24 protein-coding genes are annotated in these 22,161 nt (G+C 68.5%); 13 read left to right on the top strand and 11 right to left on the bottom strand.

Features of this window, described 5'->3' with window-relative positions; genetic code table 11:
• Positions 1–3: 3 nt before the first annotated feature.
• On the bottom strand, positions 4–522 hold the full coding sequence (locus tag BrevBR_RS13015; RefSeq protein ID WP_340001228.1) for a hypothetical protein: 519 nt from the start codon (positions 520–522) through the stop codon (positions 4–6).
• Between the two features lie 105 nt (positions 523–627).
• Between BrevBR_RS13015 and BrevBR_RS13010 the strand changes: the two genes are divergently transcribed.
• From BrevBR_RS13010 to BrevBR_RS12980, 7 genes are all read left to right on the top strand, one after another.
• Entirely contained in the window at positions 628–1,878 is a 1,251-nt protein-coding gene (locus tag BrevBR_RS13010) for a hydrolase (protein ID WP_340001227.1), read from the top strand.
• A gap of 4 nt (positions 1,879–1,882) precedes the next feature.
• Positions 1,883–2,890 carry an arginine N-succinyltransferase gene (locus BrevBR_RS13005; RefSeq protein WP_332640369.1) on the top strand — a complete coding sequence of 336 codons (1,008 nt, stop codon included), beginning with the start codon at positions 1,883–1,885 and terminating at the stop codon, positions 2,888–2,890.
• A gap of 17 nt (positions 2,891–2,907) precedes the next feature.
• Positions 2,908–4,329: a succinylglutamate-semialdehyde dehydrogenase gene (gene astD, locus BrevBR_RS13000; RefSeq protein WP_340001459.1), complete on the top strand. Its 1,422-nt coding sequence runs from the start codon at positions 2,908–2,910 to the stop codon at positions 4,327–4,329.
• Positions 4,326–5,663 carry an N-succinylarginine dihydrolase gene (gene astB / locus BrevBR_RS12995; RefSeq protein ID WP_340001226.1) on the top strand — a complete coding sequence of 446 codons (1,338 nt, stop codon included), beginning with the start codon at positions 4,326–4,328 and terminating at the stop codon, positions 5,661–5,663. The genes astD and astB overlap by 4 nt, the downstream gene beginning before the upstream one ends.
• A 63-nt stretch (positions 5,664–5,726) precedes the next feature.
• Entirely contained in the window at positions 5,727–6,212 is a 486-nt protein-coding gene (locus BrevBR_RS12990; RefSeq protein WP_332640550.1) for a GNAT family N-acetyltransferase, read from the top strand.
• Between the two features lie 11 nt (positions 6,213–6,223).
• Positions 6,224–6,655, top strand: a complete 432-nt coding sequence (locus BrevBR_RS12985) for a hypothetical protein (protein ID WP_340001225.1) — start codon at positions 6,224–6,226, stop codon at positions 6,653–6,655.
• A complete protein-coding gene (locus tag BrevBR_RS12980) occupies positions 6,652–7,926 on the top strand; it encodes an MFS transporter (RefSeq protein ID WP_332640366.1) in 1,275 nt (424 codons plus the stop codon). Before BrevBR_RS12985 ends, BrevBR_RS12980 begins: the two co-directional genes overlap by 4 nt.
• On the opposite strand, the gene BrevBR_RS12975 is transcribed toward BrevBR_RS12980, so the two are convergent.
• A complete protein-coding gene (locus BrevBR_RS12975) occupies positions 7,927–8,868 on the bottom strand; it encodes a LytTR family DNA-binding domain-containing protein (protein ID WP_340001224.1) in 942 nt (313 codons plus the stop codon).
• A gap of 12 nt (positions 8,869–8,880) precedes the next feature.
• On the opposite strand from BrevBR_RS12975, the gene BrevBR_RS12970 reads away from it, so the two are divergent.
• A complete protein-coding gene (locus tag BrevBR_RS12970; RefSeq protein ID WP_340001223.1) occupies positions 8,881–10,146 on the top strand; it encodes an acyltransferase family protein in 1,266 nt (421 codons plus the stop codon).
• Here the strand turns inward: BrevBR_RS12970 and phhA are convergent.
• Both phhA and hspQ read right to left on the bottom strand, forming a co-directional pair.
• Positions 10,113–10,988: a phenylalanine 4-monooxygenase gene (phhA, locus tag BrevBR_RS12965; RefSeq protein WP_340001222.1), complete on the bottom strand. Its 876-nt coding sequence runs from the start codon at positions 10,986–10,988 to the stop codon at positions 10,113–10,115. The two genes, BrevBR_RS12970 and phhA, sit on opposite strands and share 34 nt — an antisense overlap.
• Before the next feature lie 79 nt (positions 10,989–11,067).
• On the bottom strand, positions 11,068–11,382 hold the full coding sequence (gene hspQ / locus BrevBR_RS12960) for a heat shock protein HspQ (RefSeq protein WP_332640362.1): 315 nt from the start codon (positions 11,380–11,382) through the stop codon (positions 11,068–11,070).
• A gap of 148 nt (positions 11,383–11,530) precedes the next feature.
• On the opposite strand from hspQ, the gene BrevBR_RS12955 reads away from it, so the two are divergent.
• Complete coding sequence (locus tag BrevBR_RS12955; protein WP_332640361.1) at positions 11,531–12,673, top strand: Ppx/GppA phosphatase family protein; 1,143 nt, start codon at positions 11,531–11,533, stop codon at positions 12,671–12,673.
• Here BrevBR_RS12955 and BrevBR_RS12950 read toward each other — a convergent pair.
• From BrevBR_RS12950 to gyrA, 5 genes are read right to left on the bottom strand one after another with little or no spacing between them, the layout of a single operon-like run.
• Positions 12,666–13,574 carry a peptidylprolyl isomerase gene (locus BrevBR_RS12950; protein WP_332640360.1) on the bottom strand — a complete coding sequence of 303 codons (909 nt, stop codon included), beginning with the start codon at positions 13,572–13,574 and terminating at the stop codon, positions 12,666–12,668. The genes BrevBR_RS12955 and BrevBR_RS12950 overlap by 8 nt on opposite strands.
• A gap of 22 nt (positions 13,575–13,596) precedes the next feature.
• Complete coding sequence (locus tag BrevBR_RS12945; RefSeq protein WP_340001221.1) at positions 13,597–14,451, bottom strand: peptidylprolyl isomerase; 855 nt, start codon at positions 14,449–14,451, stop codon at positions 13,597–13,599.
• Between the two features lies 1 nt (position 14,452).
• The gene (gene coaD / locus BrevBR_RS12940) at positions 14,453–14,935 is read right to left on the bottom strand and encodes a pantetheine-phosphate adenylyltransferase (RefSeq protein WP_340001220.1); all 483 of its coding nucleotides are present in this window, start codon (positions 14,933–14,935) and stop codon (positions 14,453–14,455) included.
• Between the two features lie 48 nt (positions 14,936–14,983).
• Positions 14,984–15,787, bottom strand: coding sequence for an aminotransferase class IV (locus BrevBR_RS12935; protein ID WP_340001219.1), 804 nt, complete (start codon positions 15,785–15,787; stop codon positions 14,984–14,986).
• Positions 15,788–15,790: 3 nt separating this feature from the next.
• Positions 15,791–18,577 (bottom strand): DNA gyrase subunit A, encoded by a 2,787-nt coding sequence (gene gyrA / locus BrevBR_RS12930; protein WP_340001218.1) that lies wholly within the window; start codon positions 18,575–18,577, stop codon positions 15,791–15,793.
• A 124-nt stretch (positions 18,578–18,701) separates the two neighbouring features.
• Here gyrA and BrevBR_RS12925 point away from each other — a divergent pair, with 124 nt between their 5' ends.
• On the top strand, positions 18,702–19,277 hold the full coding sequence (locus tag BrevBR_RS12925) for a superoxide dismutase family protein (RefSeq protein WP_332640355.1): 576 nt from the start codon (positions 18,702–18,704) through the stop codon (positions 19,275–19,277).
• Here BrevBR_RS12925 and BrevBR_RS12920 read toward each other — a convergent pair.
• Positions 19,274–19,834, bottom strand: coding sequence for a hypothetical protein (locus BrevBR_RS12920; RefSeq protein ID WP_340001217.1), 561 nt, complete (start codon positions 19,832–19,834; stop codon positions 19,274–19,276). The genes BrevBR_RS12925 and BrevBR_RS12920 overlap by 4 nt on opposite strands.
• Before the next feature lie 57 nt (positions 19,835–19,891).
• Here BrevBR_RS12920 and BrevBR_RS12915 point away from each other — a divergent pair, with 57 nt between their 5' ends.
• The 3 genes from BrevBR_RS12915 to BrevBR_RS12905 all read left to right on the top strand — a co-directional run bounded on the left by BrevBR_RS12915 (position 19,892) and on the right by BrevBR_RS12905 (position 20,789).
• Positions 19,892–20,287, top strand: a complete 396-nt coding sequence (locus tag BrevBR_RS12915; protein WP_332640353.1) for a DUF5990 family protein — start codon at positions 19,892–19,894, stop codon at positions 20,285–20,287.
• Between the two features lie 72 nt (positions 20,288–20,359).
• Entirely contained in the window at positions 20,360–20,527 is a 168-nt protein-coding gene (rpmG, locus tag BrevBR_RS12910) for a 50S ribosomal protein L33 (RefSeq protein ID WP_003164451.1), read from the top strand.
• Positions 20,528–20,603: 76 nt separating this feature from the next.
• Positions 20,604–20,789 carry a hypothetical protein gene (locus BrevBR_RS12905; protein WP_332640352.1) on the top strand — a complete coding sequence of 62 codons (186 nt, stop codon included), beginning with the start codon at positions 20,604–20,606 and terminating at the stop codon, positions 20,787–20,789.
• Between the two features lie 6 nt (positions 20,790–20,795).
• Here BrevBR_RS12905 and BrevBR_RS12900 read toward each other — a convergent pair whose 3' ends face one another.
• Positions 20,796–22,160 (bottom strand): PleD family two-component system response regulator, encoded by a 1,365-nt coding sequence (locus BrevBR_RS12900; RefSeq protein ID WP_340001216.1) that lies wholly within the window; start codon positions 22,158–22,160, stop codon positions 20,796–20,798.
• Position 22,161: the final 1 nt, after the last annotated feature.

Genomic DNA, 22,161 nt, shown 5'->3' with positions numbered 1-22,161 from the left:
GGTCTAGTAATTCTGGGCGGCGCTGGTGCGGATCTTGTCCAGGGCGCTGGCGCCCCGGATGGCCGCGATATGGGCGATGGCCGCGATCAGGAGCAGGACGATCGTCAATGCCGTCAGCCACATCGGCTGCCCGGCCGAGAAGGCCGGCACGAACAGCGAGATCAGGGACGTGCCCAGACCCCAGATCACCAGGACGAGGAACAGGATCGGCAGGACCTGATTGGGCTTCCGCCATTGCACGGCGGCGAGGATCAGATGAAGCACCACGAAGACGCCGGTCACGATCAGACCCGTCTGCGTCTGTTGCGCCATCGCGGCGGCGTCCGGCGCCTGACCGGTGAATTGCTCGACCATGCGCGCGGCCCCCTCGGCTGCCGCCGGGGTGGTGGAGTACCAGCCCGCCACCACCTGGTTGATCGCGCCAATCACCATGCCGACTGCGCTGACGCGGGCGGCGGCCAGCGCCGTCTCCTCGTTCGTCAGGGGCGCGGTGGGGTTCATCGCCTTGATAAGATCGGTCATTCTCGTGTTCCTCCCGAAGATGCCTGAGCCTAACCGGCCCTGACGACAAGTCGATACCCGGCGTCGCCTTCACCTTTGCCGTCGGCCCGGCTAGGGTCCGCCGGCATGCGAATTCAGCCCTCCGACCAACTCGTGCTCGACCATGTCGCGGCGCGCGAAACCGCCATCGTCGGCCGGGCGGTCGACTGGGCCGCAATCAACTCGGGCAGCCGCAACCCAGAGGGCCTGGGCCGGATGCTGGATCGGCTGGAGGCGGAAGCCGCCCGTCTGCCCGCCACGGTTGAACGAATCGCCACCCGGACCTCGACCTCCATCGACGACGACGGCGCGGTGCGGACCGAGGCCCACGCCGACGCCCTGAAGGTCACCGCCCGACCCGCGGCCCCGATCCAGATCGTCCTGACCGGCCACTATGACACCGTCTTCCCCAGAGAGAGCGGTTTCCAGACCGTGTCGACCCGTCCGGACGGCGCGCTCAACGGTCCCGGCATCGCCGACATGAAGGGCGGGATCAGCGTCATGCTGGCCGCCCTGGAGGCCTTTGAAGCCCATCCCGGTCGTGAGCGCGTCGGCTGGACGGTGCTGCTGTCTCCGGACGAGGAGATCGGTTCTCCCGCTTCGGCCCCCTTGCTGGCGGAGCTGGGCGCGCGCGGCCACATCGGCATGACCTATGAACCGGCCCTCGCCGACGGCACCTTGGCCGGCGCGCGCAAGGGCAGCGGCAACTATCATCTGATCGTCAGCGGCAAGGCCGCCCACGCGGGTCGCGCCTTCCACGAGGGCGCCAACGCCGTCGCGGGGGCCGCGATTCTCGCCGCCCGCCTCCACGCCCTGAACGGCCAGCGCGACGGCGTCACCGTCAATGTGGCGAAGATTTCCGGCGGCGGGCCCCTGAATGTCGTGGCGGACAACGCCGTGGTCCGTTTCAACGTCCGGGTTCCCGATCAGGGGGCCTCGGACTGGATCGAGACCGCGGTGCGCGAAATCGCGGCCGACCCGCCCTTCCCCGGCCTGACCCTGCATCTGCACGGCGGCATGACCCGCGCGCCCAAGCCGATGGACGTGTCGCAGACCGCCCTGTTCGAGGCTGTGCGCGACGCCGGCGCACTGCTGGGGCAGACCATCGCCTGGAAACCGTCGGGCGGCGTCTGCGAGGGCAACAATCTGCATGCCGCGGGTCTGCCCAATATCGACACCCTCGGCGTGCTGGGCGGCGACATCCATTCGGACCAGGAATTCGCCTGGCCCGCCAGCTTCGTCGAGCGCGCCCAGCTCAGCGCCCTGATCCTGTGCAAGATCGCCTCGGGCGAGATCGACGCCCTGAAACTGAAATCCCTGCGTCTGGAGACGATGTAACCCCATGCTCGTCGTCCGACCCGCCGCGCCCGCCGACCTCGACCACCTGCTGGAACTGGCCATCCTCAGCGGCCCGGGCTTCACCAGCCTGCCCGAGGATCCGGACCAGTTGGCGGACCGGCTGGAGGTCAGCCGCGACAGCTTCTCGGCAAAGCTGGCGCCAGAAGAGCGCTGGTACACCCTGATGCTCGAGGAATCCGAGACCGGCGACGTCGACGGAATCGGTTCGGTCAAGGCGGCGGTCGGCCTGCACCGGCCCTTCTTCTCGTTCCGGGTGGTGACCAACACCCAGTCCTCGCCCTCGCTCGGCATCAGGCTCGAGCAGAAGACCCTTGTCCTGGTCAATGAATGCACCGGCTGGACCGAGGTCGGCTCCCTGTTCCTCAAGGCCGACCGCCGCAAGGGCGGCGCAGGGCGGCTGCTCAGCCAGTCGCGCTACATGCTGATCGGCGCCCAGCCCGAGTTGTTCAATGAGAACGTCCTGGCCGAGCTGCGCGGCGTCTTCACACCCGACGGGGCCTGCCCGTTCTGGGACCATGTGGCGCACAAATTCTTCCCCATGGAGTTCGACGAGGCCGACCGCATGACGGGCTCGACCGACAAGCAGTTCATCCTTGACCTGGCTCCGCGCCACCCCATCTACGTCGACCTCCTGCCCGAGCCCGCTCGCGCAGTGATCGGCAAGGTCCATCCGCAGGGCGTGCCCGCCATGGCCCTGCTTGAGAGCGAAGGCTTCCGGCCCAACGGCCTGATCGACATCTTCGACGCCGGGCCCACGGTGTCCTGCGGCCGCGACAACATCCGCACCGTCCGCGACGCCCGCCGCCTGACCGTGGCCGTCGCCGCCGAGGTCGAGGCCGAGCTGCCGGCCCTGATCTCGACGGACAGCGTCTCCGACTTCCGCGCCGTCCGCCAGCGCGCCCATATCGAGGGCGACACAGCCACGCTGAACGCCGAAACCGCCGACGCGCTGAAGGTCAGCGCGGGCGACACGGTGCGAGTGAAGGCCTGAACGACCATCTGATGACCATGACCCATTTCAAATCCACCGATCCCGCCACCGGCGAAACCGTCTGGGAGGGCGCAGCCGCCTCTCCCGCCGAGGTTCAGGCCGCCGCCGACCGCGCCCGCGCCGCCTTCCCTGACTGGGCCGACCGCCCGCGGCAGGATCGCATCGACGCCCTCAAACGCTATCAGGCCGTCCTCAAGGACCGCGCCCCTCGGATGGCCGAGACGATCAGCCGCGAGACCGGCAAGGCCCTGTGGGAAACCACGGCCGAACTGGCCGCCATGGCCGGCAAGGTCGACATCTCGATCCGGGCCTATGACGAGCGCACGGGCGAGCGCAGCGCAGACACCGCCTTCGGCCGCGCCATCCTGCGTCATCGTCCTCATGGCGTGGCGGCGGTGCTGGGGCCGTTCAACTTCCCCGGCCACCTGCCCAACGGCCACATCGTCCCCGCCCTGCTGGCCGGCGACACCGTGGTGTTCAAGCCGTCGGAAGAGACGCCCCTCATCGGCCAGCTTATGGCCGAGGCCTTCGAGGCGGCCGACCTGCCCGAGGGCGTGATCAATGTCGTCCAGGGCGGGCGCGACACGGGCGCGGCCCTGCTCGACGCCGGCATCGACGCCCTGATGTTCACCGGTTCCGGCGCGGCCGGCGCCCATTTCCGGCGCAAATTCGCCGACGACCCGCACGTCATCCTGGCGCTGGAGCTGGGGGGCAATAATCCGCTGGTCGTCTGGGACGCCGCCGACGCCGATGCCGTGGCCGGCATTGTCGTCCAGTCCGCCTTCGTCACCACAGGCCAGCGCTGCTCCTGCGCCCGCCGTCTGATCGTGCCGGAAGGCAAGGCGGGCGACGCGGTGATCGAGGCCGTCATCGCCCTGGTAGATCGGCTGGTCATCGGTCGTTGGGATAGCGATCCGGAGCCCTACATGGGGTCGCTGATCTCGGAGCGCGCAGGCGAGGACGTTCGCGGCCGCGCCGGTGAGCTGGCTGATCGCGGCGGGCGCATCCTCAAGGGTTTCGGCCGCGTCGATACCGAGCGCAGCGGCGCCTTCTGCTACCCTGGCCTGCTCGACGTCACCGGCGTCGAGGTGCCGGACGAGGAAATTTTCGGCCCCATCCTGCAGGTCCGCCGCGTCGCCAGTTTCGACGCCGCCCTGCATGAGGCCAACAACACCCGATACGGCCTGTCCGCCGGTCTGGTCAGCGACGATCCCGCCAACTGGGACCGGTTCATCCGCCGCATCCGCGCAGGCGTGGTCAACTTCAACCGTCCGACCACCGGCGCGGCCGGCGACATGCCCTTTGGCGGCCTGGGCGCCAGCGGCAACCATAGACCGTCCGCCTATTACGCCGCTGATTACTGCGCCTATCCGGTGGCCAGTTTCGAGGCCGAATCGGTGAAGAACATCGAAAGCGAGATCAAGGGCTTGCTGCCGTGACCTCTGCTGTCGAGGCAAACGCCGACGGCCTCATCGGACCGACGCACTCCTATGCCGGCCTGTCGCCGGGCAATCTGGCCTCCAGCCTCAACGCCGGCGAGTCGTCCAACCCCCGCGCCGCAGTTCTGCAAGGTCTCGACAAGATGAAACGGCTGGCCGACCTCGGCCTGCCCCAGTTTGTCCTGCCGCCGCACGAGCGGCCCGACATCCCCTTCCTGCGCAGCCTCGGCTTCAGCGGCTCCGACGCCGCCGTGCTTGAGACCGCCTGGAAGACCGCGCCGTCCTTCGCCGCCGCCGCCTGTTCGGCCTCCCCCATGTGGGCCGCCAACGCCGCCACGGTGACTCCGTCCGCCGACGCCGCCGACGGCCGGGTCCATTTCACCCCCGCCAATCTGGCCACCAACCTGCACCGCTCGCTGGAGCATGCGCAGACGAAGCGGGCGCTGGACGCCCTCTTCCCCGATCCGGCCCGCTTCGCCGTCCACGACGCCCTGCCCTCCGTCGCCCACCTGGCCGACGAGGGCGCCGCCAACCACGTCCGTCTGTGCGCCGACCACGGCGAGCCCGGCGTCAACATCCTCGTCTGGGGCCGCGAGGCGTACGAGCCCTGGTCCGGCGCCTTCCCCGCCCGGCAGACGCGCGAGGCGTCCGAGGCCGTCGCCCGCCGCCACGGCGCCGCGCGCGCCGTCTTCCCGCGCCAGTCGGGAGCCGCCATCGCCGGCGGGACCTTCCACAACGACGTCGTCTGCGTCGGCGCCCTGGAGACCCTGTTCTTCCACGAACTGGCCTTCGAGGACACGGAGGCTACGAAGGCCGACATCCGCGCCGCCGCCGCCGGCCTGTTCGAGCCGATCTTCGTCGAGGTCTCCTCCGCCGACCTGCCGCTCGCCGACGCCATCTCCAGCTATCTGTTCAACTCGATGCTGGTGCGGATTCCGGGTGAGGATCGGCTGACCCTGATCTGCCCCACCGAGACCCGCGACAACCCGCGCAGCCACGCCGTCGCCGAGCGGCTGGCCGCCTCCAACGGCCCGATCGGCCGGGTCGAGTACGTCGATGTCCGCCAGTCCATGCGCAACGGCGGCGGCCCCGCCTGCCTGCGTCTGCGCGTGGTCCTGACCGAGGCCGAGCTGGCGGCGGCCAACCCCGCCATGCGGATGACCGACGCCCTCCACGCCCGCCTCTCCGCCTGGGCCGCGGCCCGGTATCGTGACACGCTCGCGCCCCGGGACCTCGCCGATCCCGCCCTGCTGGACGAAGGCCGGGCGGCGCTGGACGAACTGACCGGCATCCTCGGCCTCGGCCGCGGCTTCTACCCCTTCCAGCGGGTCTGATCGGTGTCGGCCTTCTCGATCCGCATCGCCACCGAGGCGGACATCCCGGCCCTGGTCGCCCTGATGGACCGGTCCATCTCCGGCCCGCTCGCCGCCTTCCTGACGCCGGAACAGATCGCCGCCAGCCGCAGGCTGATGGGGCTGGACAGCCAGATCATCGCCGACCGCACCTATTTCATCGTCGAGGTCGACGGCGTCCTGGCCGGCTGCGGCGGCTGGAGCCGGCGCATCACGACCTATGGCGGCGACCACACCCCGGGCCGGGAGCCCGCCCTGCTGCATCCCGGAACCGACGCCGCCCGCGTCCGCGCCATGTACACGGCGCCGGAATTCGTCCGCAGGGGCGTCGGCCGGCTGATCCTGCGGGTCTGCGAGGACGCCGCCCGCGCCGAGGGTTACGACCGCGTCGAACTGGTCGCCACCATGGGCGGCGAACCCCTCTACGTCGCCAACGGCTATCGCGAGATCGAACGCTTCGAGGACGACCGCGGCGGCGCGCCCGTACCTCTGGTCAGAATGGGCAAACGACTGGATGATGCGCCGCGTTGAGGGAGCGCGTCTTGCATAATTTCAACCCATGGCTGCTGGCCGGCGGCGCGCTCAGCGCCGCGGCCTCTCTGGCGCATCTGGCCGTCATCCTCGGCGGGCCTCGCTGGTACGCCTTCTTCGGAGCCGGAAAGCGAATGGTTCGGCTGGCCGAACAGGGCGCGCCATCGGCGACCCTGACCACCCTGGCGATCGCCGCCGTGCTGGCCGTATGGTCGGCCTACGCCTTCTCGGGCGCGGGCCTGTTTCCCCGTCTGCCTCTGCTGCGGTTCGGCCTGGCCGCGATCAGCGCCGTCTATCTGGTCCGCGCCGTGGTCTTCGTGCCCGCCGTGATCATCCAGACCGGCCAGGCCGGGACCTTCGCCTGGGTCAGTTCGGCCATCGTGCTGGTGTTCGGCCTGACCTACGCCATCGGGACCTGGATGGCGTGGGAAAGCCTGCGATGACCCCCGCCCGCCGCCTGCGCAATATCATCGGCGGATCCGCCGGCAATCTGGTCGAGTGGTTCGACTGGTACGCCTATGCGGCCTTCACCCTGTATTTCGCCCCGGTTTTCTTCCCCAAGGGCGACTCGACCGCCCAGTTGCTGAGCACCGCCGCCATCTTCGCCGTCGGCTTCTTCATGCGGCCGGTCGGGGCCTGGGTCATGGGCGTCTATTCCGACCGCAAGGGGCGCAAGGCCGGCCTGACCCTGTCGGTGACCCTGATGTGCACGGGCAGCCTGATTATCGGCCTGACGCCCGGCTACGCGACGATCGGCGTCGCCGCCCCCGCCCTGCTGCTGTTCGCCCGCCTGCTGCAGGGCCTCAGCGTCGGCGGGGAATACGGATCGTCGGCCACCTATCTGTCCGAGATGGCCACGGCGAAGCGCCGCGGCTTCTGGTCCAGCTTCCAGTACGTCACCCTGATCTCGGGCCAGCTGCTGGCCCTGCTGCTGCTGATCCTGCTGCAGACCACCATGGACGAGGCCGATCTCAAGGCCTGGGGCTGGCGCATTCCGTTCTTCGTCGGCGCGGCCCTGGCCGTCGTCGTCTTCTGGCTGCGCCGCCGCCTCGACGAGACCCGCGCCTTCGAGGGCGACATCTCGGGCGCGCCCAGATCCAGCGCCCTGCTGCTGATCCTCAAACATCCGCGCGAGGCGCTGCTGGTGCTGGGCCTGACCGCCGGCGGCACCCTGGCCTTCTACGCCTACACGACCTACCTGCAGAAATTCCTCGTCAACACGACCGGCTTCTCCAAGGACACGGCCACCCAGATCAGCGCCGCCGCCCTGTTCGTCTTCATGCTGCTCCAGCCCGCGGTCGGGGCCCTGTCGGACCGGATCGGCCGCAAGCCGGTGATGATCGCCTTCGGGGTGTCAGGCGTCCTGTTCACTGTCCCGATCATGACGGCCCTGGCGACCGCCGACAGCCCGTTCGTCGCCTTCCTGCTGGCCATGACCTCGCTGGTGATCGTCAGCGGCTACACGGCCATCAACGCCGTGGTGAAGGCCGAACTGTTCCCGGCCCACATCCGCGCCCTCGGCGTCGCCCTGCCCTATGCGGTGGCCAACGCCGCCTTCGGGGGTACCGCGGAATACGTCGCGCTATGGTTCAAGTCGAACGGCATCGAGAGCGCCTTCTTCTGGTACGTGACCGGCATGATCGGTGTCTCGCTGCTGGTCTATCTGTTCATGCGCGACACGAAGCATCGCAGCCTGATCGTCCACGAGGACTGATCAGCCCGGCGACCTGAGCCGCTCCAGGGCCCGTGGATAGCGGCGCGACAGCGGTGCCTCTATCGGACCGAGCTCGACGGTCCAGTCCCCCGACCCGTCGGGTCGCAAGCCGGTGACGCGGCCCGCATTGACCAGCCACGACCGGTGCGCCCGGACGAAGCCGAACCGTTCCAGTTCCACCTCAATGGCCGCGAGCGTCGCGCGCATCAGTGGGCGACGTCCATCCGCCAGCCAGAACTCGACATAGTTGCCGGCCGAGGACACCGCGACGATGTCCGGCAGGGCCGCCCGGATGATGCGGGCGCCGTCGCGGATGTCGAAACTGACCGGCCGCACCGGCTCATCACGCCGTCGACGCAGATAGCCGATCAGCCAGAAGATCCCGACATAGGTGGCGTAGCTGATCAGGTCCTTGCGCAGTTCGTAGATGAACCGGTCCCCGAACTCATAGGGGCCTGCGTGCATAAGATCGTAAGCGACCGTGCGCAGCACGACGAAGCCGGCCACATGCAAAGCCGAAAAGCCCAGCAGGGCCGCGAGATGGATCAGCACGAACCGTACCTTGGGCCGCCAGCCTTCGGCCGCTGCCTCGTCGGGCGGCGCCAGGGCCGTGGCCAGCCAGGGGACCGGCATCGCCAACATGATGGCGATCGCGCTGCTGATCTCCCAGACCCACGGCTCCCACGGTGCGATGTGGGGCATGTCGCTGAGGTTGGTCAGGGCGTTCACCGAAATCACGATCGCCGTGACGGGTGCGATGACAAGCCAGGCCGTGCGCAGGTCGCGGCCATCCAGGGGCGCCCGAACCCAACCGCCCGTCACAGGATGCGCGCCGGTCGTCACAGCCTGGCCGGCCGTGTCCCGGCGATTGCCCCGTCCGTCCCCGCGCGGTTGCCCGACGCCGGCTCCGGATGGGACCCCGGGGGATCGTTCATCGCTCATGGAAAAACCGCCATGTCGTCCACACTACCCCCCGCCGCCGCCCCGGGCGCCCTCCGCCGATACGACCTCGACTGGATCCGGGTCGGGGCCTTCTTCCTGCTGATTCTCTACCACGTGGGCATGCTCTATGTGTCGTGGGACTTCCACGTGAAGAGCCCCCACATCGTCGAGGCGGTCCAGCCGTTCATGATGATCACCAGTCCCTGGCGGCTGACCCTGCTGTTCGTGGTTTCGGGAGCGGCGACGCGTTTCATGGTCGACGGCTTTGAAGCCCGGGGCGGACACGCCGGCCGACGGCTGGCCGGGTCGCGAACCCTCCGGCTTCTGCCCGCCCTGCTCTTCGGCATGTTCGTGATCGTTCCGCCCCAGAGTTATTTTGAGGTCTTCCAGGCGGCGCAGGGACTGGGCGTGGCGGACCCGGCGCATTCTCCGTGGCTGCAGGACTTCTGGATCAAATACGCCACCGCGTCCGGGGGCTGGTGCGACGCTGACGGCTGCCTGACCACCCCGACCTGGAACCACCTTTGGTTCGTCGCCTACCTCCTGCCCTATGGCCTCCTTGTCGCCGCCCTCGTCGGTCTTCCGGGAAAGCCGCTGGGCGTCCTCGGCCGGTGGACCGAACGGGCCTGCGCCGGCTGGGGCCTGCTGATCTGGCCGATACTGTATCTGGGCGTGCTGCGCTTCACCCTCGCGCCGATCTTCGAGGTCACCCACGCCTTCTGGGGCGACTGGTATAACCACGCCCTGTCGTTCGGCGCCTATCTGTTCGGCTTCCTGATCGCGCGGTCGGAGGTGCTCAAGGCGAATTTCGTGCGGCTGCGCCGGCCCGCGGCGATCCTTGCGTTGGTCAGCTGGGCGGCGTGGGCGACCTATGCGTGGATCTACCGGGCCGACGACGCGGCGCCGCCTGAAGCGCTGCGCAATGCGATGCGGGTCGTCTACGCCGTCGATCAGTGGGCCTGGATCGCCGCCATCATGGGCTACGGCGCGCGCTATCTGAATCGCGGCGGACCCGTGCTGCGTTATCTGAGCGTCGGCGTCTTCCCGTTCTACATCGTCCACCAGACGGTGATCATCGTCGCGGCCTGGTATCTGATGCCGCTGAACCTGCCCCTGCCGGTCGAGGCGGGCCTGGTCATCACGGCGACTTTCGCCGCCTGTTTCGCGGCCTATGAGATCGCCCGGCGGTCGGGATGGCTGGGGCTGTTGCTCGGCGTCAGGCCCCGGTCAGGGCCGGCGGGCGGTCAGGCCGCGAACCGTCCACCCTTGCCGGCATAGGCCTGGGTGCCCCGGGTGAAGACCCGGTCGGTCGGCAGAATGGCGTCGATGGCGATGTCGTCGGCGCCCTTCAGCCGGTCGTAGATCGGGCCGAAATCCTTCAGCGTCTCGGCCTTCAGCTGCTCGATCGAGTCGATGACGAAATAGACCTGCTGGAAGTCGTCGATCCGGTACAGGGTCCGCATCACCCGCTCCAGATCGAAGCCCAGCCGGTTCGGCGAGGGATCCTCCAGCGAGAAGACGCTCTCGGTCGCGGACGAGACGATCCCGGCGCCGTAGATGCGCAGGCCGCCCGCGTCCTGCATCAGGCCGAACTCGACCGTGTACCAGTACAGCCGCGCGAGATTCTGCAGCATGCCCAGCGAGGCCGCCCGCTGCCCGCCCCTGCCATAGGCCTCCATATAGTCGGCGAAGTCGGGATCGCTGAGCATCGGCACATGGCCGAAGACGTCATGGAAGATGTCCGGCTCCTGCAGATAGTCCAGCTGGTCCGGCTTGCGGATGAACTGGCCCGAGGGGAAGCGCCGGTTGGCCAGATGGTCGAAGAAGACATCGTCCGGCACCAACCCCGGCACGCAGACCACGGTCCAGCCCGTCAGGGCCTGCAGCTTGGGGTTCATCACGGCGAAATCGGGAATGCCGCCCGTGTTCAGATCCAGGGCCGTCAGACCCTTCAGAAAGACGTCGGCGGCGCGGCCGGGCAGGATTTTCATCTGGCGGGCGTAAAGCGTGTCCCAGGTTCGGTGCTCGACGTCGGTGTAGGACGCCCAGTCCTGCGGAATGGTCCAGTCAGCTGCCGCGCCCTCGGGCGGCTTGTCGAACACATGCTCGAAATCTGACATGGAAGCCTCCTGGAAACACGGGCTCTGACTGGCCCTTGCCGCCAATCTAGGCTCGCGGCCGCCGGCACGCCAGCCGCCCTCAGTGAATGGCGTGCGTTAGCGGCGCGTGACGGCCCTGCGCGTCGACCGTGAACCAGCGCTGCTCGGCTTCCCGGCTCAGCGCCGACAATTCGGGGTCGTGCTCCAACGCCGTCTCGGCGGCATAGGCGATGAAGCCGCCGTCCGGACCGATGGCCAGGACCTTGTACCAGGGCTGATCGGCCCTCGCCTCGCGCGTCTCCGCGGGATCGCCCGTATGGCTGGCGTCGATGTCGATCACAACGCCGCGGAAGGCGGCGTCGCGGTGACGGACGATCTGGCCGAGGCCGAATTTCGCGACGGATGACTGGGTCATGGCCGCAGAATGCCGGACCCAACCTGAGCCATATGCGCGTGCTCCTGTTCATTTTCGCGTCACATGCGCTTGGCGCGGACCATTTGCCGGTCCTAAGGTGTCCGGGACGGGCGCCGTTTCGGACCGCCCACCTTGAAAGTTTCGGCCCATGCCGGAGACCGACGGCGCGCCACGGCGTGACGAGCGGTCCCAGCTCCGAAAGCCCGACCGACAGCGCGCCCGGGGCGGCGCCGTCGGCGGAACCGGGGCGTCAGGTCGCGACGCGCCCCTGTATGGCGCGCTCGATCTGGGGACCAACAATTGCCGGCTGCTGATCGCCAGGCCGGCGCGCGATGGCTTTCGCGTCGTCGATTCCTTCAGCCGCATCGTCCGTCTGGGCGAAGGCCTGTCCCGCACGGGCCGGCTGGACGACGCGGCCATGGACCGCGCCTACGAGGCCCTGGTCCTGTGCGGCGAACGCGTCGCCAAGAAGGGCGTCGACCCCGCCCGGCTGATGGCCGTCGCGACCCAGGCCTGCCGTCAGGCCGACAACGGCGAGGCCTTCATCGAGCGCGTCCGTCAGGGCACCGGCCTCAAACTCCGGATCATTGACCCGGTCGAGGAAGCAAGGCTGGCGGTCGAGGGCTGCCTGAACCTGTTCGACCATTCGGCCGAGGCGGTTCTGGTCGTGGACGTCGGCGGCGGCTCGACCGAACTCAGCTGGCTGAGGCGTCAGGGTCGCGAGAATTTCGTGCTCGAGGGCTGGATGTCCGCGCCGGTCGGCGTCGTCACACTGGCCGAACGCCATCCCGAACCGGACGTGGGACTGGACGCCTGGTATGAGACCATGGTCGCCGACATGGGCAGCGCCCTCGCCGCCGCGCCTGTCAGCCCGGATCTGCGGGACATTTTCACCGGCGGACGCGGCCATTTGATCGGAACGTCCGGCGCCATCACCAGTCTGGCCGGCATCCATCTGGGCCTGCGCCGCTATCAGCGGAATCTGGTCGACGGCCTGTGGATGACCAGCGGCGACTGCGAGCGCGCGGCCGAAAAGCTGATGGCCCTCGGGCCCGCGGGCCGGGCGGCGGAATCCTGCATCGGGCCGGATCGGGCCGATCTGGTCCTGGCCGGAGCCGCCATCATGGAAGCGGTCCAGCGCGCATGGCCGTCCGAACGGGTGCGCGTCGCGGATCGCGGCCTGAGAGAGGGCCTGCTGCTGCAACAGATGCGCGCCGCCCGGACGCCCTCCCGCCGGCGTCGTCGTGGACGCGGTTCGAACGGCGGCGGCCGGAGCGAACCGGCTAGTTGACCACCTGAACCGGCAGGGTGATGTCGCAGACCGAGAAGTCGGCGCCGCGCGCCGCGCGGGTTTCTTGCACCAGCGCCCGGAAGCGCGGCGAATCCGTCGCCAGAACCTGAACCGTGGGCCGTTCGGCTTCAGGAATGTCCGCGGCGACGCGTACGCGCGTCATCCGGTCCGGCTGGGCCTCGGTCATCATGCCGTTGTCGCCGTCGCCGACCTGCAGGCTGCGCACCACGTCCAGCCCCGACACCGTCACGCCCCAGATGGTGTAGCGCTTGTCCAGCGCCGGATAGGCCTGCCGCATGATGAAGAACTGGCTATTGGCCGTGTCATTGCCCTCGTCGCGCGCCATGCCCGCAACGCCCGGGCAGTACAGCCCCCAGGCGTGCACCTTGCCGTCGGCGGTCAAGGCGAAGGCGGAATCGGGCTGGGTCTGGACCGGCAGGGAATGGAAGAAGCCGACCCGGGCCCCGGCCGGCTCGGCCACGGCGGCAAACGGCATGGTCGCTTCACGGCGGAAGGTGAACTCGGCCTTCAGGTCGGGATAGGGGCTCTGGCCCTCGCCGTTGCCCAGCGGATCTCCGGTCTGGGCCATGAACCAATCGATCACCCTGTGCCAGGGCACGCCGTCATAGAAGCCGCGCCGCGCCAGCAGCTTGATCCGCTCCACGTGCAGCGGCGCCGCCTCGGGCGTCAGTTCGACGAGGATCCGCCCCTTGGTGGTGTCGATGACCAGCAGGTTCTCGGCGGTCGCCGTTCGCCATTCGGGCGCGGCGACCGTCGTCGCGGGCGTCGGCGCAGGAGGTGGTGGAGGCGGCGTACCGCCCGAATCCTGCGCGTTCGCCGCGCCGGCTGCAAGGAGACCCCAAAGGACGCCCGGAACTGCGAGACCGAGAAACTGCCGCATCGTCTTCCCCCTCATTTCTGGATCAGCCGCCGGTCACTTCGGCCGGGGGCTGGACCTCACAGATCGTAAAGCGCGCTCCCAGCTCGGCCCGTTTCTGTTCGACCAGGGCCGCGAAGGCCGGGCTGCGCGGCGTCATCACGCGCGCGGTCGGGCGCTGCCCCTCGGGCATGGCCGCCGCCGTCCGGGCGCGGATCATGATGTCCGGGTCGGCGACCTGGCCGTTTCCGGCCTCGGCTCCGGCCTTCAGCGCCTTGACCACGTCCAGCCCTGACAGGACCCGCCCGAAAGGCGTGTACAGGCCGTTCAGAGTCTCATTGGGCCCGGTCATCAGGAAGAACTGGCTGTTGGCGCCGTTCGGGTCGTTATTCCGGGCCATACCCGCCACACCCGGACAGAACAGGGCCTGGGCGGCCGTCTTGAAGTCGGCCGTGACCATCATCTGCGCGTCCGGCTGGGTGAAGACCGGCATCGAGCCGGCGATGCCCAGCTGGCCGGTTGGCGCGGAGACCAGATTGACGAAGCCGAGATCGCGCCCGCGACGGAACTGGAATTCGCCGGCGACGTCCGGCAGCTCGCTCCCGCCCGCGCCGGTGCCGAGGGGATCTCCGGTCTGGGCCATGAACCCCGGGATCACCCGGTGGAATTTCAGACCGTCGTAGAAGCCCTGATCGGCCAGGGTCCGGATGCGCTCCACCGACAGTGGCGCGACGACAGGATCCAGCTCGACGACGATGCGACCCTTGGCGGTGTCGATGACCAGCAGGTTCTCGGGCGCGACGGCGCGCCATTCGGCGGCGGGGTTTTGGGCGGCGGCGGGCAGGCCGGCGGCGAGAAGCGCTATCGAAAACACGCCGATGGTTGCGATCCTGAGGCTCATTCTATCCCTTGACCTTGTCCCGGACCGCCTTGGCGACGGCCGGACTGACGAAACTGTCGATCGCGCCGTCCAGACGGGCGATTTCCTTGACCAGCCGCGAGGCGATGGCCTGATGCCGCGGGTCCGCCATCAGGAAGACCGTCTCGATGTCGGCATTGAGGCGCTGGTTCATCGCCGTCATCTGGAATTCGTATTCGAAGTCCGCCACGGCGCGCAGGCCGCGCACGATGATGCTGGCGTCCAGGTCCTCGGCGAAATGCATCAGCAGGCTGGAGAAGGCCCGGACCTCGACCTTGGCGCCCAGATGGGCCACCTCGGAGCGGACCATTTCGACCCGTTCGTCGGTCGTGAACAGCGGCCCCTTGTCATCGTTGCGGGCCACGCCGATGACCAGTTTGTCGACCAGCTTCACTGCGCGGCCGATGATGTCCATATGTCCGTTGGTCACGGGATCGAACGTGCCCGGATACAGGCCGATGCGCATGCAGTCCTCCCCGCTTTCCAGCGGTTTAGCAGCCGCCGCCGCCACAGCCTAGATCGGTTGAACCGGGTTCGACGCCCATGCGGCCTGAAGCCGGTCGATCATGGCCGGGGACGTCGCGAACGCATGATCGCCGATGGCTGTCACGGCGCAGGCCGGGGTGGCGCTGTTGCAGATGAAGGCGCCGTCGAAATCGGCGAGGCTGTCGACATGAACCGGCGCGGTCCTGCCCGTCAGACCTGACTGGCGCAGGCCGCGCTGCACCAGCGCCTGCGCGACTCCCGCGAGCATCGGCGCCTGAGGCCAGATCACCTCATCTCCAGAGATAAATCCTATGTTCCATAGGCTTCCCTCTGAAACATAACCCTCCGAATCCACAAACAGGGCATCGTCGAAGCCTGCGGCGCGCGCCAGCCGACGTGCGCGGATCAGGCCGAACGTCGCCACATGCTTCAGATGCGGCGCTTCGCGGGCATAGGTCTGAACCTGCAAGCGCACGCTATCCGCCAATGGCCGAGCCGGCGGCGACGCCGCGGTCATGACACTGGGCCGGCCGTGCCAGTCCGGCGTTCGTGGTCCGATCTCCGGCGAAAACAGACTGACGCGCAGCCAACAGGCCTCGCGCCCCGCGACGGCCGACCGCATCCACTCACGCAGACGTGTCTCCCCGACCGGTTCGCCGAACAGTTCGACCGCCTCGGCTTCAAGCCGCTCCAGATGCAGGTCCAGCCCTCGAACGCCGCCTTGCTCCACCCCGAACGAGGTGTAGGCGCCGTAGTTGACCAGCGCCACCTGGGTCAGATCCTCCGGCGTGGCCGGTGCGCCGTCGACACTCGGTTCAACGGCGCCCGTCATGGATCAGCTTTCGCCGCCCTCGCTGTCCGGGACCTCGGCCTCCCCCGCTTCGTCATCGCCGCCGCCGCTGTCGGGCAGCCGTTCGACCGAGACGACACGCTCCCCTTCGGCGGTGCGGAAGATGGTCACGCCCTGACTGGACCGGCCGACGATACGGACCTGAGCCACCGGTGTGCGGATCATCTGCCCGCCGGAGGTGACCAGCAGCAGTTCGTCGCCGTCCTCGACCGGGAAAGACGCCGCCAGGCGCGTACCCGCGCGGCCGCCCAGACCGTGGGCCGTCAGCCCCTGCCCGCCGCGCCCGGTGCGCCGGTATTCATAGGCCGAGGAGCGCTTCCCGAAGCCGGTGTCGGTGACGGTCAGGATGTACTGCTCGGCCGCGCCCAGTTCAGCGATCCGCTCGACGCTCAGCGCGGCGTCGGCCGAGCCTTCGCCACCCTCTTCGTCGGCCTCGACCGCCGGCGCCTCTTCGTCGCCGTCCGTCGCCCGGCGCATGGCCGAGGCGTGTTTGACATAGGCGGCCCGCTCGTCCGGCGTCGCATCGACCCGGCCCAGCACGGCCATGGAGATCACCTCGTCATCCTTCTGCAGCCGCACGCCGCGCACGCCGGTCGAATCCCGGCCCTTGAACACGCGCACGTCGTCGGCCTTGAAGCGGATCGCGCGGCCCAGGGCGGTCGTCAGCATGACGTCGTCCTCGGCGGTGCACAGGGCGACGCCGACCATGTGATCGCCGTCCTCCAGCTTCATCGCGATCTTGCCGGCCCGGTTGACGGTGGCGAAGTCGCTCAGCTTGTTGCGGCGCACGTCGCCCGACTTGGTGGCGAACATGATGTCGTAGTTGGCCCAGTCCGCCTCATCCTCGGGCAAGGGCAGGACGTTCATGATGCTGTCGCCCGGCTCGATCGGCAGCAGGTTGACGAAGGCCTTGCCGCGCGACTGCGGATTGCCCAGCGGCAGCCGCCAGGTCTTCAGCTTGTACGCCTTGCCGTTGGTGGCGAAGAACAGCACCGGCGTATGGGTCGAGGCCGAGAAGACGCCGACGACGGCGTCGTCCTCCTTCATCGCCACGCCCGAACGGCCCTTGCCGCCGCGATGCTGGGTCCGATAGGCGTTCAGCGCCACCCGCTTGACGTAGCCGCCGTGGGTGACCGTCACGACCATGTCCTCGCGCGGGATCAGGTCCTCGTCTTCCAGCTCGAAATCGCCTTCGCCGATGAGGGTGCGGCGCGGAACGGCGAACTCCTCCTTCACCAGCAGCAGATCCTCGCGGATCACGGCCAGGATGTTGGCGCGGTCGCTCAGCAGGGTCAGGTGGCCCTGGATGATCTCGGCCAGGCCGCGCGCCTCGCCGAAGATGTCGTCGCGGCCCAGGCCGGTCAGGCGGCTCAGGGTCAGGCCCAGGATGGCCCGCGCCTGCTCATCGGTCAGGTTCAGCTTGTCGCCGTCGACCAGCATCGAGCGCGGATCGGCGATCAGCTCCACCAGGGCGATCATGTCGCCCACCGGCCAGCTCTTGCCTTGAAGCCGCTCGCGCGCCTCGGCCGGGTCGGCCGAACTGCGGATGATGTGGATGACCTCGTCGATATTGGCCACGGCCACGGCCAGGCCGACCAGCACGTGGCCGCGATCGCGGGCCTTGGCCAGTTCGAACTTGATGCGGCGGACGACAACCTCTTCCCGGAATTCCAGGAAGGCTTCCAGCAGCTGGCGCAGGCCCATCTGCTCGGGGCGGCCGTGGTTCAGCGCCAGCATGTTGACGCCAAACGAGCTCTGCATGGCGGTGAACCGCCACAGCTGGTTCAGCACCACATCCGCGGACGCGTCGCGCTTCAGCTCGATCACCATCCGCATGCCGTCGCGATCGGATTCGTCGCGGACGTCGCTGATGCCCTCGATCCGCTTCTCGCGGACCATTTCGACGATGCGCTCGATCAGGGTCTGTTTGTTGACCTGATAGGGCAGCTGGGTGACGACGATGGCTTCGCGATCCTTGCGGATCGTCTCGATCGTCGCCTGGCCGCGCACCATGACGGAGCCGCGGCCGTCGCGCAGGGCGTTGCGCGGCGCTGTGCGGCCCATGATCTCGCCGCCGGTCGGGAAGTCGGGACCGGGCACGATGTCCAGCAGGGCGTCGTCGCTGACGTTCGGATCGTCCAGCAGCGCCACGCAGGCGTCGATGATTTCGCCGAGGTTATGGGGTGGGATGTTGGTCGCCATGCCGACGGCGATGCCGCCCGCGCCGTTGACTAGCAGGTTCGGAATTCGCGCCGGCAGGACGACGGGCTCCAGCTCCTTCTCGTCATAGTTCGGCTGGAAGTCGACCGTGTCCTTGTCGATGTCGGTCAGCAGGGCCGAGGCCGCCGGCGCCATCCGGGCCTCGGTGTATCGCATCGAGGCCGGCATATCGCCGTCGACCGAACCGAAATTGCCCTGGCCGTCGACCAGCATCAGCCCCATCGAGAACGGCTGGGCCATGCGCACCAGCGCCATATAGACCGAGGCGTCGCCGTGCGGGTGGAACCGCCCCAGCACGTCGCCGACGACCCGCGCGCATTTCGAATAGGCGCGGTCGGGCGTCATCTTCAGATCGTGCATCGAATACAGGATGCGGCGGTGCACGGGCTTCAGCCCGTCGCGCGCGTCCGGCAGGGCGCGGCTCACGATCACGCTCATGGCGTAGTCGAGATACGAGCGCCTCAGCTCGTCTTCGATGGTGATGGTGGAGATGTCGCCGCCGCCGCCGCCCGAAGCCGGGGGAAGCGCGTCGTTATAGCTGTCGTCAGTCAAGGAAATCAGGCTTTAAATGGCCGGAATCGGAACGTGATCCGCGAACGGGTTTTCTAGCATCCAGAGACCCACGTGGCAAAGCCAGGCCGCCGGAAACGCTCCGCCCAGACAAGGATTCCAGACCATGCGCCTCGCCCGCCTCTCCGCCCTCGCCGCCCTGCCCCTGATGGCCGCCCTGGGCGCCTGCGTCAGCGTCACCGCCAACGACTATTCGGCTGGTCCCGACCGCGCGTCCCCCGGAGATTTCGGCGAGGCGACCTTGATGAATGCGAGCGGCGCTCGCGTCGGCCGGGCCATACTGACGCAGGGGGCGACCGGCCTGCTGATCCGTATCGAGGCCGAGGGCCTGACCCCCGGCTGGCACGGCGTCCACATCCACGCCACGGGCCAGTGCGCCGCGCCCTTCACCTCGGCGGGCGGCCACATCAACCATGGCGACCCCAAGGCGCCTCACGGCCTGCTCAACGCCGGCGGCCCCGACGACGGCGACCTGCCCAATATCTTCGCTGACGCGCAAGGGCGGGTGAACGCCGAGGTCTTCACCACCCGCGCCCGCATCGCCCGCAACGGCCCCGGCCAGTGGCTGTGGGATGCTGACGGCTCAGCCCTGGTGATTCACGCCAATATGGACGACCAGACCAGCCAGCCCATCGGCGGCGCCGGCGACCGGGTGGTCTGCGGCGTGATGGCGGCGGGCTAGTCCGCAACGGGCCGCGTCAGGTCGAACTCGACCCGCAGATAGCGATTCGGCCGGCGCAGTTCATAGGCGAATATCTCCGCAGGCCGGACCTCGACCGCCCAGACATTGGTGTTCGACACCGTCGCGTTGCGGCGGGTGAACAGGTCCTTCGAGAACTGGTCGACGGGAAACTCCTGGCGAGTCGCCGTTCCGGCGTCCGTCGTGTCTCCGCCGTATTGGCTCAGCTCGTCCTCGGTCCCGTCCTCATGCCGGTGATCGTGCTTGAGCCGCACGCCCGAGGCCGTCCGGGTGATGACCCAGGTCCGCGACCGGTTCTCGCCGACCCAAAACGGGATCCGCACCTCGTTCGTCGAACAGTCCCGTACATGCATAAGCAGCCGCGACCGGGCGAAGTCGGCGTCGGCGGCGTCGGTCGTCACCACCCGTCCCTCGAACCGTTGGCCGCACAGGGCCCTCAGACTGGCGAAGAAGGCGTCCTGCGGCGAGGCCGGGACCGGCGCGGTGGCGCAGGCGGACAGGGCGATGGCGGCGGCGGCGAGGGCGGCGATCTGTTTCATGTCCCCAGCCTCGCATGACAGGCGCGTCTCGCCTAACCTGCCCGGATGGCTGACACCGTGACGCTTCGCCTCACCATCGACGATCCGGTCCCCGGAGTGCGCTACAGCCTCCAGAAGGACGACATGCCGTTCGAGCCGGTCACAGCCGGCGACGGTCCGATCTCGTTCGAGGCCCCCATCACCCTCCACCCCGACGGCCGCATGACCGGCCCCTTCGTGCGCCGCGAGGGCCCGACGCGCCGCTTCGTCTATATCCGCATCGGCATCTCAGCGGGCGACCACGCCAGCCCGTGGAGCCGCCGCGCCAAGATCGACATCCACGACATCCCGCCCGCCCTGCTGACGCCCGGCGCCGTTCTGGAGGTCCATCTGCCCGGCCGCGGCAAGGACGGTTCGCCCGCCTGCGCCACCGTCCGGAAGCTCGGTGAGTGGAAGCCCGCAAGTCGCCGTTGACTTCCGGTCGCGCCTGAGTATGTTCCGCGCCTCTTATTTTAGCGGCTTTCGCCGTCGCAGAGGTAATTCCCGATGGCCAAACCGGCTTCCATCAAGATCCGCCTGAACTCCACGGCCGACACCGGCTTCTTCTATGTCACCAAGAAGAACGCCCGCACCATGACCGAGAAAATGGTGGTCAAGAAGTACGACCCCGTCGTGCGCAAGCACGTCGAGTTCAAGGAAGGCAAGATCAAGTAAGGGCAACGCCCTGCTGGATTTGAAGACGCCCGGTGGAAACACCGGGCGTTTTTCTTTGCCGTGCCAGGATGCCTGAATGAGTGACCAGACCGACGAACACCCCGCGCCCGAAACGCCGGACGAGAGCCCCGTCCAACGTGCGCTTCGGCTGAAGAAGGCGGCGATCGAGGCCCGGGAGAAGCCGCCCCGCGGCGGCCGTTTCCAGCGCGAACAGGCCGCGCGGATCACTGCCGGCAAGTCCAGGCCCTGGATGAGCCGCTAGCAGCCGTCAGGCGGCCCGCGCGATGACCTGGTTCCGGCCGTGGGCCTTGGCCTCGTAGACACCCTCGTCGGCCCGCTTCAGCAGGGCCTCGGGCGTATCGCCGTTGCCGTCGCTGGACGCCACCCCGATCGAGACCGTGATCGTCAGTCCCTCGGCGCCGTTCATGATCGGAAACGGCTGTGAGGCGACGTCGCGCCGGATACGGTCGGCGACCCGCACTGCGTCATCCATGGTCGCCCCCGGCATGACCACCACGAACTCCTCGCCGCCCAGACGGCACGGCAGGTCGATGGCCCGCACATTGGTCGCCAGACGCACCGCGAACTCGCGCAGCACCTCGTCGCCGGCGTCGTGGCCGAAGCCGTCGTTGACCAGTTTGAAGTGGTCGATATCCATCACCAGCACGGCCACACCCTCGCCGCCCTGCCCGGCCCGGTTCATCAGTCCCTGCAGCTGACCGGCCATGTAGCGGCGGTTGTGCAGCCCCGTCAGGGCATCGGTGACCGCCATCTCCAGGCTGTAGTCCAGCTTCTGCTTCAGGAAGTCGGCGTATCGCTTGCGCTTGATCTGGGTGCGCGTCCGCGCTTCCAGCTCTTCCGGGTCCACGGGCCGGGGCAGGATGTCGTTGACCCCCAGTTCCAGCGCCTTCAGCAGGCGCGGCCGGTCGGACTGATCGACGACCGCCAGGATCGGCAGGCGGCGGGAAGCCTCGGTCGACCGCACCTGGGCCACGAACCGCAGGCCGTCGAACTCCGAGCTCGACACATTGACGATCATCAGATCGACCGGTCCCCGCGCCGCGATCAGCGCCGCGGCCGGGTCGGCCTCCACCGTCGGCCGGTGCTCGCCGGCCAGGTGTTCGACCATCTTCTCGGCTTGGCGCCGGTTGTCGTCGACGATCAGCACCCGCCCGCCCGAACCGCGCAGACGCCCCGCGCCGTCGGTGTCCACGCCCAGCTTGCGTCCGCTTTCCTCGCGCTCGCGCAACTCGTCCATCACGGACTTCAGCCGCACCAGCGATTTCACCCGGGCGAACAGGACCACGTCGTCGATCGGCTTGGTGACGAAGTCGTCGGCCCCGGCCTCCAGTCCCTTGATCTTGTCCTCGCGCCCATCCAGCGCCGTCACCAGCACGACGGGGATATGGCGGGTCACCGGATCGGCCTTCAGCCGCCGGCAGGTCTCGAACCCGTCCATCCCGGGCATCATGACGTCCAGCAGGATGATGTCGGGCCGTTCGTCCGACGCGATCTGCAGCGCCGTCACGCCGTCGCAGGCGGTCAGCACCTCATAGTATTCGAGCGTCAGCTTGGCCTCGAGCAGGCGGACGTTCGGCTCGACGTCGTCAACAACGAGAATACGCGCCGTCATC

Origin of the sequence: Brevundimonas sp. BR2-1 (assembly GCF_037626195.1) — a bacterium.
Lineage (GTDB): Bacteria > Pseudomonadota > Alphaproteobacteria > Caulobacterales > Caulobacteraceae > Brevundimonas.
This window is presented reverse-complemented; position numbering and strand designations above follow the sequence as displayed.

What these genes read in the sequence shown, in the direction of transcription:
- BrevBR_RS13015 (WP_340001228.1), bottom strand. Translation starts at nt 522, where the DNA reads ATGACCGATCTTATCAAGGCGATGAACCCCACCGCGCCCCTGACGAAC.
- BrevBR_RS13010 (WP_340001227.1), top strand. Translation starts at nt 628, where the DNA reads ATGCGAATTCAGCCCTCCGACCAACTCGTGCTCGACCATGTCGCGGCG.
- BrevBR_RS13005 (WP_332640369.1), top strand. Translation starts at nt 1,883, where the DNA reads ATGCTCGTCGTCCGACCCGCCGCGCCCGCCGACCTCGACCACCTGCTG.
- astD (WP_340001459.1), top strand. Translation starts at nt 2,908, where the DNA reads ATGACCCATTTCAAATCCACCGATCCCGCCACCGGCGAAACCGTCTGG.
- BrevBR_RS12990 (WP_332640550.1), top strand. Translation starts at nt 5,727, where the DNA reads ATGGACCGGTCCATCTCCGGCCCGCTCGCCGCCTTCCTGACGCCGGAA.
- BrevBR_RS12980 (WP_332640366.1), top strand. Translation starts at nt 6,652, where the DNA reads ATGACCCCCGCCCGCCGCCTGCGCAATATCATCGGCGGATCCGCCGGC.
- BrevBR_RS12975 (WP_340001224.1), bottom strand. Translation starts at nt 8,868, where the DNA reads ATGAGCGATGAACGATCCCCCGGGGTCCCATCCGGAGCCGGCGTCGGG.
- BrevBR_RS12970 (WP_340001223.1), top strand. Translation starts at nt 8,881, where the DNA reads ATGTCGTCCACACTACCCCCCGCCGCCGCCCCGGGCGCCCTCCGCCGA.
- phhA (WP_340001222.1), bottom strand. Translation starts at nt 10,988, where the DNA reads ATGTCAGATTTCGAGCATGTGTTCGACAAGCCGCCCGAGGGCGCGGCA.
- hspQ (WP_332640362.1), bottom strand. Translation starts at nt 11,382, where the DNA reads ATGACCCAGTCATCCGTCGCGAAATTCGGCCTCGGCCAGATCGTCCGT.
- BrevBR_RS12955 (WP_332640361.1), top strand. Translation starts at nt 11,531, where the DNA reads ATGCCGGAGACCGACGGCGCGCCACGGCGTGACGAGCGGTCCCAGCTC.
- BrevBR_RS12950 (WP_332640360.1), bottom strand. Translation starts at nt 13,574, where the DNA reads ATGCGGCAGTTTCTCGGTCTCGCAGTTCCGGGCGTCCTTTGGGGTCTC.
- BrevBR_RS12945 (WP_340001221.1), bottom strand. Translation starts at nt 14,451, where the DNA reads ATGAGCCTCAGGATCGCAACCATCGGCGTGTTTTCGATAGCGCTTCTC.
- coaD (WP_340001220.1), bottom strand. Translation starts at nt 14,935, where the DNA reads ATGCGCATCGGCCTGTATCCGGGCACGTTCGATCCCGTGACCAACGGA.
- BrevBR_RS12935 (WP_340001219.1), bottom strand. Translation starts at nt 15,787, where the DNA reads ATGACGGGCGCCGTTGAACCGAGTGTCGACGGCGCACCGGCCACGCCG.
- BrevBR_RS12925 (WP_332640355.1), top strand. Translation starts at nt 18,702, where the DNA reads ATGCGCCTCGCCCGCCTCTCCGCCCTCGCCGCCCTGCCCCTGATGGCC.
- BrevBR_RS12920 (WP_340001217.1), bottom strand. Translation starts at nt 19,834, where the DNA reads ATGAAACAGATCGCCGCCCTCGCCGCCGCCGCCATCGCCCTGTCCGCC.
- rpmG (WP_003164451.1), top strand. Translation starts at nt 20,360, where the DNA reads ATGGCCAAACCGGCTTCCATCAAGATCCGCCTGAACTCCACGGCCGAC.
- BrevBR_RS12905 (WP_332640352.1), top strand. Translation starts at nt 20,604, where the DNA reads ATGAGTGACCAGACCGACGAACACCCCGCGCCCGAAACGCCGGACGAG.
- BrevBR_RS12900 (WP_340001216.1), bottom strand. Translation starts at nt 22,160, where the DNA reads ATGACGGCGCGTATTCTCGTTGTTGACGACGTCGAGCCGAACGTCCGC.